The organism is Taklimakanibacter albus (genome assembly GCF_016595235.1).
In the GTDB taxonomy this organism is placed as follows: domain Bacteria; phylum Pseudomonadota; class Alphaproteobacteria; order Rhizobiales; family Aestuariivirgaceae; genus Taklimakanibacter; species Taklimakanibacter albus.
In genome coordinates, this window is sequence record NZ_JAENHL010000007.1 from 2254468 (window position 1) to 2265433 (window position 10966).

The window sequence follows — 10966 nt, forward strand, 5'->3', positions numbered from 1 at the left end:
GTCCCTATTGCGGATCACGTGAAAGGAAGTCGTCGAGGAGTCCCGCATCATCCGCGAGGTCGAGGAAGGACCAGCGGTTGCGCACGTCGCGGGCATATTTCATCGCATCGCGCCAGATCTTGCGCGGCAGGTTCATGTCAGTCGCGGTGACCGGGCCGCCGGCCGCCTTGAGCGCCCTTTCCATCTCGGCCGGGTCCATCACAAAGGCTTTGAGCTCTTCGCGCAATTGCGGCCAGAGATCGGCCAGCTTGGCGTTGAACTCGTCGGCGCCCTTCCTGTCGAAGGCCTTCTTCTTCGCTTCGGCGTAGCACATGCTGCCGATCTCGCGGCCATAGCGGTCGATGAACTCGGCTTCGTCGATATGAGTGGGCTTGATCTTCGGCGCCTTGTCGAGCTTGAGCAATTCGCTCTGCAGCCGCGCGATGGCGAGCGAGGCGACGCCGACCTGCTGGCCATGGGTGGTGCCGGGATGGGCAGGCCCCGCGAACATGTCAATCCAATGCGACACCTGATGCTCACCCATCGAGCCATGATGCGAGATGCCGGTGAAGCAGACACCGAGACCGCACAGAGTGAGCACGCGGTGCAGATAGCCATTGGCGGCCACGTCATGCTTGGCGAGGCCGGAAGCAGCCTTCAGCATCGGCGCTTCATCGTCCTTCTGCAGCACATAAGGAACCGGCGAATAAAAGGTGCCGAAGAGGCGATGCGAGGCCCACCAGTCGATCTGCGCGGTGGAACGGCAGAGGCAATCGCCGAGGCCCGCCGCCGAGAGCCAAGTCGGCGCATCGGCCGACACTTTGAGATCGAGGAAGATGCCCTGCGGCGCATGCGCCGGCAGCGACGTCTTGTAGCCATTGGCGAGCGTCACCGAAGCGGTCGATGCGGCATAGCCGTTCATCGAGGCGGCGGTACCGAAGGTGGCATAGGGCCTGCCGTCCTTGAAGGTCGCGAATTTGCAGGTGTCGCTGAGCGCCCCCGAGCCCACCGCGATCAGCGCGTCGGCATGACGGGTTTTCTCCTGCACCAGTGCGATGGTCGGCTCGTCGCATTCCATATTGCCGGGCATCACGATCTCATCGATCGTGCCGAGCGCCTGCAGCTCCCTGGCGACACGTCGCCCCATCGCCTCGACCGTATTGGCGTCGGAGACGACGGCGATCCTCTTGCCGAGCTTCAGGGGCGCCGTCACATCGGCGGCGCCGCCATCGAGCGTATCGGCGAGCAGGATGGTTTTGAACGGCACTTGTGCCGGCTTGCCGGTTTCGGGATCGGCCCATCTGCCGTCGACCACGTCACTGATGAGCTGGTTCCAGTCGCGCATGGCTTCCGTCATTGGGGTGCTCCTTGGGCAAAGGCGGCCATGCGTGCATTCCACTTCGACAGAGACGGCCAGAGATCGGCATAGATGGCAGCGAGTTCGGCATAGCGGGCCTGGGCCTTGCCATCCGGGGTGAAGGTTTTGGTGAGATCGCCGGTCATGGCGCGCGCCGCCTCCATCACGGAAGCATACCAGCCGACGCCGGTCGCCGCCGCGGCGGCGGCCCCCAGCGATGACGCCTCGACCGTCGTCGAGCGCAGCACCTTGCGGCCCGTCGCATCGGCGATGATCTGGCACCAGAGATCGGACGCGGCGCCGCCGCCAATGGCGACGAAATGATCGATCGGCTGCGTCACTCGGGCGATGCGTCCGGTGACCATCGCCTGCTCCAGCGCCACACCTTCGAGCAGCGCGCGATAGACATCGCCGCGCCGGTGCGAGGCGGTGAGACCGGCGATGATGCCGCGCGCATGGGGATCCCAATAGGGCGTCATCGAGCCCGACCAGTAAGGCACCAGCGCCAGGCCGTTGGCGCCGATCGGCGAAAGTGCTGCTTCCGCTTCGAGCGTCTTGAAGATCTGCGGGTTCCGGGCCGGATCGATGTTGAACAGCTGCTCCACCATCCAGTTGACCAGGAAGGTGCCGGTGCGCAGGCAGGATTCATAGATATAGCCGGTCTCGGCGATCGCCTTCATGGTGCGGAAGGCGGGATCATAGGCGTAAGCCTCGCCGAAGCTTCCCGATACGACGGCGGTGCCGAGATTGAGATAGGCGCGGCCTGTCTCGAACACATTGGCGCCGCTGCCGGCGCATTGCCCGTCGCCGCCGCCCGCCACTACCACGACGTCGCGCGGCAGCCCGGTCGCTTTCGCCGCCGCTTCGGTGAGGGTCGCGATCTTCTGGCCCGGCCGCACGAGCTTCGGCAACTGCGCGCGGCTCAAGCCGACGGCGTCGATGAGCGTGTCGGACCAGTCCTGCGCCGCCATATCGAGCAGTCCCATCGGATCGGCCGACGCCGTCGAGGTGACCCACTGGCCGGTCAGATGATGGATGAGGACGCCATGGACCTCGGCGGTCTTGGCGGTCTTGCGCCACATATCGGGCATATGGGCGTCGAACCAGGCGCAACGATAAAGACAGGGCGTCAGATCGACGGGCTTGCCCGAGATACGATGGATCTCGGAGCGGCCGATCTTCTGGGCGAGCCGCTCGATCTCGGAACGGCCGCGCTCGTCGAGCCACAACGTGCCGGGGCGCAGCGGCGTGTTTTCAGCATCGAACTGCGCGAAGCTTTCGCGCTGATTGGAAATGGCGATGGCCGCGACGCGTTCCGGCTTCACCTTGACGAGCAGCTCGCGGATCGCGGTTTCGGCGGAATGGCGCCAGTCTTCCGCCCGCTGCTCGAACCAGCCGGCTTGCGGATTGGCGAGCGCGATCTGGGCGCGGCCTTCACCTTGCGCATTGCCGTCGCGGTCGAAGGCGATGGCCTTGGCGGCAGTGGTCGAGGAATCGAGGCCGATGACGAGGTCGCGGGTCATGAGTCCGGTCAAAAAATTGGCGGAGACGGGATGGTCCGCCTCCGCCCAGTCCAGGGAGTATCAGAGAAGGCCGGCGTCTTCGACGGCCTTGTTGATCAGGCTGGCAACGTTGTCCATGCACTTCTTGGCATCGCCGCCATAGTCCTGATTGGTGAGCAGCTTGCCGAGCTCGACCGGGATCTCGTTATTGGAGAAGCCCGCCCACAAGGGCATGTCGGGTTCGGAAGCCATGACATTGTCGATCGTCCACTTCACCGTCTCGAGATGGCGCGTGGTGCCGGGGCCGACCACCGCCTTCGCCTTGACCCGCGGGTCGTCGAAGGAGGACAGACGCATCGGCGCGAAGCCGCCCAAAAGCGTGCAACGGGTCATGATCTCTTTCGAGCAGGCCCACTGCATGAAGATCCAGGCGGCGTCGAGATTCTTGGAGTATTTCGAGAGGCCGAGGATCGAGCCGCCCTGGTGGCCGACATTGGGGATTTCGCCGAAGCCCGCATCCGCCACGGCGCGCACGCCGGTCATGGAGGAGATCGGGTGCAGCGGTTCCCACAGGCCCTTTACCTTCGAATCATCGGCATCGAGACCGGGGAAGAACTCGTCCCAGCTGTTGACGAGCGCCACCTGGCCGGCCTGCATCATCTGGAACTGGCCGTCCCAGGTCGACGCGGTCGACTGCGGCGGGGCGTTCTTCAGCATTTCCTGATACCACTGGAGACCCTTGATGGCCTGCTCGTCATTGCCGGCGAATTTCTTGTCCTTGCCGAAGATCGAGCCGCCATGGCCCCACACCGCCGCGGTCCAGTCGCATTCGAGCGAATAGTGACCCGACTTGGCCTGGAGACCGGTGCCGAAAATGCCATTGGCTTTCTCAGCCTCGGTGATCGCCTTCACGCCGGCGGTGAACTCGTCGAAATTGGTCGGCGGCTTGATGCCATGTTTCTCGAGGATGTCCTTGCGATACATGGTGATGAAGATCGGGATGTCGAACGGAATGCCCGCCCATTTGCCGTCATAGAGGGCAAGACCCTCGACCAGCGGCTTGGAGAAGTCGTCGAAGTCGAAGCCCGGCATCGCGAGATCGGGCTTGTCCTTGTAGTACTGCGTCGGATCAACCGTGTCCTGCGCGAAGGTCGCGACCCAGGACTGGTCGAGATAATAGACGTCATAGGTACCGAGCTGGCCCTGCACGTCCTGCGTCGCCTTGGCGAGCACCTGCTCGAGCGGCACGATCTCGATTTCGACCTCGATGCCGGTCGCTTCGGTGAACTCACCCTTGATCTGGTTGAGAACGACGGTCGGCGGTGTGGCTTCCGAGGTGTAGCGCACCTTGGTGCCCTTGAACTTGCCGCCGACATCCTTCAGCCACTTGGTCATCTCTTCGGGCGTCTGCGCATAGGCCGCATTGCCGCCGAGATTGCCGCGGAAGGGCCGCGTCGAGCCGAGGAGCCCGGTGGCAAAGGCCGAGAAGCCGATGCCGGCCATGCCGGTCTTGCGCAGGAAGTCGCGCTTGGAGATGCGCCGCGCCGCGAAGTCGCGGGCGGTGTCGATGATGAAGGTCTTCTTATCGTGGTCTTTGAAACTCATGAATTCCTCCCATGGGTTGCGTCGTAATCGCTCGTCCGCGGCTCATTCCTTGAGTGAGCCGAGTGTGAGGCCGCGGACCAGATGCCGTTGAACCAGAAGTATGAAGATGAAGCCGGGCAGGATCGCCGCCGTGCCGAGCGCCGAGATGAAGCCCCATTCCGAGCCGGTCGAGGTGACGAAAGTGGTGATCTTGACCGGCACGGTACGGATGATCGTGGTGAGGAAGAGCGACAGCAGGAATTCCGTCCACGAGAAGATGAAGCACAACACCGCGGCGGCGGCCACACCGCCCCGCACCATCGGCAGCACCACCTTGAGGAAGGTCTGCCAGCGCGTGGCACCGTCGATCATCGCCGCCTCATCGACATCCTTCGGCACATCGTCGAAGAAGGATTTGAGCAGCAGCACCGCGATCGGCAGGTTCATCAGCGCATGGATGACGATGAGGCCGATATAGCCGAGGAAGAGATTGTCGGTGTCGCGCATGCCGGCGACCTTGTACATGCCGACCAGCGGCACGATGATCGCGATCGGCGGCAGGAAGCGCTGCCCGAGCACCCAGTTGAGAAAGCCTTCGCGGCCGCGGAACCGCATGCGCGACAGAGCATAGGCGGCGAGGACCGCGAGGATGATGGTGAGCCCGGTCGACCCGACGGCGACGATGATCGAATCGATGATGGTCTGGCGCGAATCGTAGGAGCTGGTACCGCCGACGCCGAAAGTCGAGCCGCTTTCGATGGCGATCTCGGCGCGCGACCAGCCGAGCAGCACGACGGCATAATTGATGAGCGTCGGCACGAAGTCGAAGACGACGACCTCGTCCTTGTTGAAGATCGCATACATCGGCTTGATCGAGGTCAAGGCCCACCAGAACAGCGGGAACATGAAGATCGCCACGACCACGACCGCCGTGATGTCGCGCAATATGCGTTTGGGCAGGGACTGTTCCATCAGAGCTTCACCCGGAAAATCTTCATGAACAGGCTCGACGCGATGATCACCAGGATGAGGGTGATGAGCGACAGCGTCGAGGCATAAGGGAAATCGCCGTTGAAATAGATGCGCCCCGAATAGGAGGTGAGCGTCTCGGTGGCGGTGCCCGGCCCCGAATCCGTCATCACCTTCACATAGTCGAAGACGCGGAACAGATCGATGCCGCGGATGAGGACGGCGATGGCGATCACCTTCGACATCATCGGCAGCGTCAGCTTGAAGAAGGCCTGAACGGCAGTGGCGCCGTCGATCGCCGCCGCCTCGAAAGGTTCCTTCGGAAGTGAGCGCAATCCCGCCAGCATGATCAGCACCATGAAAGGCGTCCATTGCCAGATATCGGCGAGCAGCACGCCGGCGAGCGCCGTTGAGCTGTTGGCGAGGATCGGATATTGCGGCGACAGCAGTCCCACCGCATAGAGCGAGCGCGACAGCACGCCGAAGGAGCCATCGAGCATGAGCAGGAACATCATCCCGGTGACGGCGGGCGGCACCACCAGCGGCAAGGTCATCAAGGCGCGGAGCACGCCATAACCTTTGCGGTCCGAGTCGAGCAGTAGCGCGATGAGAAGCCCGAGCACCAGCTGGATGACCAGCGCAATGCCGGTATAGAGGAAGGTCGTGCCGATGGCGTCCCAGACGCGCTGATCGCCGAAGGCCTTCAGCCAGTTGTAGTCGGGATCGAAGACATTGGCTCGCGTCACCGGGTTGCGCTTATGCAGCGACAGCCACAGCGCATAAAGCAGCGGATAGATGCCGAAGATGATCATCAGCGCCGAAGCCGGCAGCAGCCAGGGCAAGGGATGCTCGGAGGAAAGCCAGCGCCATTTGGGCCAGAACGAGCCCGGCGAACGGCCTTGCGCCACCGCCGCGTCGCTCATGCGCGCGCTCCGGCACACAACATCGTCGCACCGCGCAGGCTTGCGGTCATCAAGAGGCCTCCCATCCGGTCTTTCCGGCGGCTTTGAACTTTTGTAATTCTGCCGGAACAAATGTTATCCGAGTAAACGCGTCCTCAAGGTCCCTGTCAACCCTGGATTTCCGGGGCGGCCCTGCGGCGCGCATTCGAGACCCAACACAACGTCAAGTAATCATTAGAAAAACTTCGGCCGGGCGTGAAATTTTCTCGTTTGGCCCCTGGGCCACACTTTGCTGTGAGAAACCGGTCAATCAAGTTGCCGGACCGGATGGATGACGTTACTGCCGGCATATAAGGAGAAAAAACCAATGCTGCTGACCCGACGTTCCGCCCTTCTGGCCCTGGGCGGTACCGCCCTCCTCGCGACACCTTTGCGGGGCGCCAAGGCCGAGGCCACCCCCATCGACGCGACCATCGCTTATGGCAGCACCGGCTATACCTGGGCCCTGTCCTTCGTCGCCGAGGGCATCGACGCCTGGAAGAAGGAAGGCGTGACCCTCACCGCCCTCGATTTCCCGACGGGCCGCGAATCGATGCAGGCTTTGCTCGGCGGCTCGGCGCAATTCGCCACCTCGACCGACACGCCGGTGATCTTCGCCGCCCTGCAGGGCCTCAAGCCGAAGATCCTCGCGAGCTACAGCCGCTATTCGCGCGACATGAAAGTGACGATGAGCAAAGCGAGCGGCGTCTCCGAGAAGGATCCCTCCTCGCTCAAGGGCAAGACCATCGGCACCCGCGTCGGCACCAGCGGCCAATATATGCTGTCGCGTTACCTGGCGATGGGCGGCCTGAAGGACAGCGATATCAAGATCGTCGATCTCAATCCGAGCGACATGCTCGCCGCCACCTTGCGCGGCGATGTCGACGGCTTCGCCTGGACCTCGCAGGCCTCCAAGCTCGCCCTCGATGCGGCCCCCGACAAGATCTTCGAGATGACCCAGGACGGGCTCGAGAAGTTTTTCGTCAGCCATCAATTGCTGCTCGTCAATGACAGCGCCCTCGCGAGCAATCCCGAGCTCGGCGACCGCGCGGTGCGCGCATTGCTCGCCGCCGAGGATTACATGACCAAGAACGCCTCCTGGCCCGAGATCGTGGCGCCGCGGGTGCGCGCCGAAGCCGACTTCGTCCGCCAGATGACCTCGGTCTTCGAATTCCAGGTCCGGCTCGACAAGGCGTTCCTCGATGATCTCGTCGGCCAGGCCGAATGGGCGATCAATTCCGGCCTCGCCAAGCAGCCGGCCGAGGATGTGCGGACCCTGCTGTCGGGCCTCATCGCTTCGGAGCCCCTGAAGAAGGCCGCTCCCGACCGCGTGAGTCTCTGAGCATCATGCCGCTGATCTCGATCGAGCATGTTTCGCATCTCTATGTCGGGACCGGCGGCACCCCCTCCTGGGCCTTGCGTGATGTGAGTCTCGGCCTCGAACGGGGCCGTTTCACCTGTCTCGTCGGCCCGTCGGGCTGCGGCAAGACCACCTTGCTGCAGCTCATCGCCGGCTTTCTCAAGCCCACCGCCGGCAGCGTCCAGCTCGACGGCAAGCCGATTTCGGGACCGGGTCCCGACCGCAGCGTCGTCTTCCAGGAATATGCGCTCTTCGCCTGGTTCACGGTGCGCCAGAATGTCGAATTCGGCCTGCGCGTCGCCGGCATGAAGGCGGCCGAACGACACCAACGTTCTGACGAGTTGCTCGCCATGATCGGCATGAGCCACGCGGCCGATCGTTATCCGCATGAATTGTCGGGCGGCATGCGCCAGCGTGTGGCGGTGGCCCGCGCGCTCGCCATCCATCCTGAGGTCGTGCTGATGGACGAGCCTTTCGCGGCGGTCGATGCGCTGACCCGCGCCACCTTGCAGGAAGAATTGCTGCGCCTCTGGCAGCAACTGGGCCTCAGCATCGTCTTCATCACCCACAATGTCGATGAGGCGGTGTTCCTTGCCGATGACGTGGTGGTGATGTCGGCGCATCCGGGCTCCATCCAGGAGATCATGACCATCGACATGCCGCATCCGCGCGATCGCGGCTCGCCCGAATTCGCCAGATGGTACGCGCGCATCAATGCGGCGCTGCATCGCGACCAGAAACAGAAGCAGGCCGCCTGATGCGCGACGAGGCAAACCATATCGCGGCGCTCGAAGCCCGTTTCCTCGCCGAGCATCAACGCGCGGTGCGGCTCAGGCGCTGGCGCGGCATCGCCCTCAACATTCTGGGTGTCCTGCTGTTCCTGGCTGTCTGGGAGATCATCCCGCGCCTCGGCCTTGCCAATCCGGTGCTGTTCCCGCCGCCCTCGAACGTCCTCGAGGCGGCTCTGCCGATGTTTGGCTCGGGCGAGATCCCGTGGAATATCCTGGTGAGCCTGGGGCGCGCCGGTGCCGGTTTCCTCATCGCCGCGGTGCTGGGTGTCGCCATCGGCGTCGCCACCGCGCGGGCCCCACTGATCCGCGATCTGGTCGAGCCTTTGCTGCATGGTTTCCGCTCGGTGCCGGTCATCGCGCTGGTGCCGGTCTCGGTCCTGTGGTTCGGCATCGGTGAGGGCGCCAAGGTCGCGCTCGTCGCCACCGGCGCCTTCTTCCCGATCTGGATCAACAGCTTCATCGGCGTGCGCGACGTGCATGAGATCTATTTGCGCTCCGCCGCCTGTCTCGGCGCCAATCGCTGGCAGACTTTGCGCTATGTCGTGCTGCCGGCGTCCTTGCCTTTCATCATCGCGGGGCTTCGGCAAGGCATCGCCATCGCCCTCATCGTGCTCGTCGCCGCCGAACTTGCGGGTGCGCGCGCCGGTGTCGCTTATATGATGTCGATGGGCCATCAGCTGTTCCGCGTCGACATCATGTTCGCCGGACTGGTGATCCTCGGATTCTTAGGCTTCGCCGGCGACCGCCTGTTCGTCGCTTTGTGCCGGAAGCTCTTCCCCTGGTATCGGCCCAGTGCCTGACATCATCATCACTACCGGCACGGTGCGCACGTTCGACGCGCAAGATCGTGTCACCGAAGCCATTGCGATCAACGGCACCCGCGTTCTCGCTGTCGGCGCCGCGGCAGATCTCAAAGCGCGCGCCACGGCCGCCACGCGCCTCATCGATCTGCCCGGCGCTACTGTGACGCCCGGCATCAATGATGCCCATGCACATATGGAGCGTGAGGGGCTGAAGCTCCGGCGTCCTTCACTCGCCGCCTGCCGGTCGATCGCCGATATTCAGACGCTCATCCGGAAGGAAGCGCAGAAGACGAAGCCCGGCGACTGGATCGTCACCATGCCGATCGGCGCGCCGCCGTTTTTCTTCAACGCTGTTGCCCAGCTCGCCGAAGGCCGGGCACCCGACCGTTTCGACCTCGACGCCGCCGCTCCCGATCATCCGATCTATATTCCGGGCCTCTTCGGCAATTGGGGGGCACCACCGGGCCATTCCTGCCTCAATACGAAAGCGCTGGCGCTCAATGGTATTACACGCGCGTCGATACCCAGCATCGGCGGCATCGAGATCGTGAAGGACGCAAAAGGCGAGCCGACCGGCGTCATCATCGAGCGCAATCCGCGCCCGATGGTCGAGTTCGATCTTCTGCCCGCGGTGCCGCGCTTCAGCGCTGCCGACCGCCGCGCCGGCATCGTCGCGTCGATGCGCCTCTATAATGGCGTCGGCACGACATCGGCCTATGAAGGCCATGGCTCGGCCGCCGAGATCATCGGCCTCTATCGCGATCTGTGGGAGCGGAACGAGCTCACCGTGCGCATGGGGCTGGTGGTGAGCCCGTCCTGGACGGATGCCAACGAGGCGGCGATCATCATGCGCGACTGGCTGGCACAGGCGCGGGGCTCCGGCCTCGGCGATCCGTGGTTCCGTCTCTCCGGCATCCATGTCGCTTATGGCGGCGATGACCGCATGGCCGAGATCGCCCGCAAGGATCTGCCCAATACCGGCTGGTCGGGTTTCGTCGAGCAGGCGCAGGGGCCAAAGGATTTCGAGGAGCTGTGCCGCCTGGCTTTGCTCTATGACCTGCGCATCAACACCATCGTCGGCGACCGCCTCGACGAGGTCGTCGCGATACTCGAGCGGGTGAACGCGCTGGCGCCGCTCGCCGGAAAACGCTGGGTGATCCAGCATATCGCCAAGACTGAACGCACGACGCTCGCCCGCCTGGCGCGGCTCGGCGTGCTCGTCACCACCATTCCGGTCTATTTCCTGTGGAAGGGCGGCCATTGGTATGACGCGGCCGAGGGCGACCGGATCGTGCCGATGCGCACCATGCTCGATCTCGGCATCGATGCCGCCGCGGCGACCGACAATATTCCCTATAATCCCGGCTTCACACTGTGGACGATGTGCGAAAGGGAGCGCCGGTCCGACGGTAAGGTACTGGGCGCCGCCGAGCGGCTGACCCGCCGCGAGGCCTTGCACGCGCTCACGGTGAGCGGCGCGCGCCTCACCTATGACGAGCATCACAAAGGCCCGCTGACGCCGGGTTTCCTCGCCGACCTCGCCGTCTTCGCTACCGACCCGCTTACCGTCGAGGCAAACAAGCTGAAGGACTTGGCGAGCCTCCTGACCATCGTGGACGGCTGCATCGTCTTCGAGCGTTCCTGATGAAACAGCGCATCGTCATCATCGGCGGCGGCTTT

The 10966-nt window shown here is 63.9% G+C and carries 9 protein-coding genes; 4 read left to right on the forward strand and 5 right to left on the reverse strand.

From position 1 onward, the window contains the following. Positions 1–4: 4 nt before the first annotated feature. From JHL16_RS22185 to JHL16_RS22205, 5 genes are read right to left on the reverse strand one after another with little or no spacing between them, the layout of a single operon-like run. Complete coding sequence (locus JHL16_RS22185; RefSeq protein WP_200186987.1) at positions 5–1336, reverse strand: iron-containing alcohol dehydrogenase; 1332 nt, start codon at positions 1334–1336, stop codon at positions 5–7. Next, complete coding sequence (locus JHL16_RS22190) at positions 1333–2859, reverse strand: FGGY-family carbohydrate kinase (RefSeq protein ID WP_200186988.1); 1527 nt, start codon at positions 2857–2859, stop codon at positions 1333–1335. Before JHL16_RS22190 ends, JHL16_RS22185 begins: the two co-directional genes overlap by 4 nt. A gap of 60 nt (positions 2860–2919) precedes the next feature. Beyond that, the gene (locus JHL16_RS22195; protein ID WP_200186989.1) at positions 2920–4443 is read right to left on the reverse strand and encodes an ABC transporter substrate-binding protein; all 1524 of its coding nucleotides are present in this window, start codon (positions 4441–4443) and stop codon (positions 2920–2922) included. A gap of 42 nt (positions 4444–4485) precedes the next feature. Next, on the reverse strand, positions 4486–5394 hold the full coding sequence (locus tag JHL16_RS22200; protein ID WP_200186990.1) for a carbohydrate ABC transporter permease: 909 nt from the start codon (positions 5392–5394) through the stop codon (positions 4486–4488). Further along, on the reverse strand, positions 5394–6314 hold the full coding sequence (locus tag JHL16_RS22205; RefSeq protein WP_200186991.1) for a carbohydrate ABC transporter permease: 921 nt from the start codon (positions 6312–6314) through the stop codon (positions 5394–5396). The genes JHL16_RS22200 and JHL16_RS22205 overlap by 1 nt, the downstream gene beginning before the upstream one ends. Before the next feature lie 346 nt (positions 6315–6660). Between JHL16_RS22205 and JHL16_RS22210 the strand changes: the two genes are divergently transcribed. The 4 genes from JHL16_RS22210 to JHL16_RS22225 are packed head-to-tail and all read left to right on the forward strand — an operon-like array spanning position 6661 to position 10931. Beyond that, positions 6661–7674: an ABC transporter substrate-binding protein gene (locus JHL16_RS22210; RefSeq protein ID WP_200186992.1), complete on the forward strand. Its 1014-nt coding sequence runs from the start codon at positions 6661–6663 to the stop codon at positions 7672–7674. Between the two features lie 5 nt (positions 7675–7679). Continuing rightward, a complete protein-coding gene (locus tag JHL16_RS22215; RefSeq protein ID WP_200186993.1) occupies positions 7680–8450 on the forward strand; it encodes an ABC transporter ATP-binding protein in 771 nt (256 codons plus the stop codon). Beyond that, positions 8450–9283 carry an ABC transporter permease gene (locus JHL16_RS22220; RefSeq protein WP_200186994.1) on the forward strand — a complete coding sequence of 278 codons (834 nt, stop codon included), beginning with the start codon at positions 8450–8452 and terminating at the stop codon, positions 9281–9283. The genes JHL16_RS22215 and JHL16_RS22220 overlap by 1 nt, the downstream gene beginning before the upstream one ends. Beyond that, a complete protein-coding gene (locus JHL16_RS22225; RefSeq protein WP_348647256.1) occupies positions 9276–10931 on the forward strand; it encodes an amidohydrolase in 1656 nt (551 codons plus the stop codon). The genes JHL16_RS22220 and JHL16_RS22225 overlap by 8 nt, the downstream gene beginning before the upstream one ends. The last annotated feature ends 35 nt before the right edge of the window (positions 10932–10966 follow it).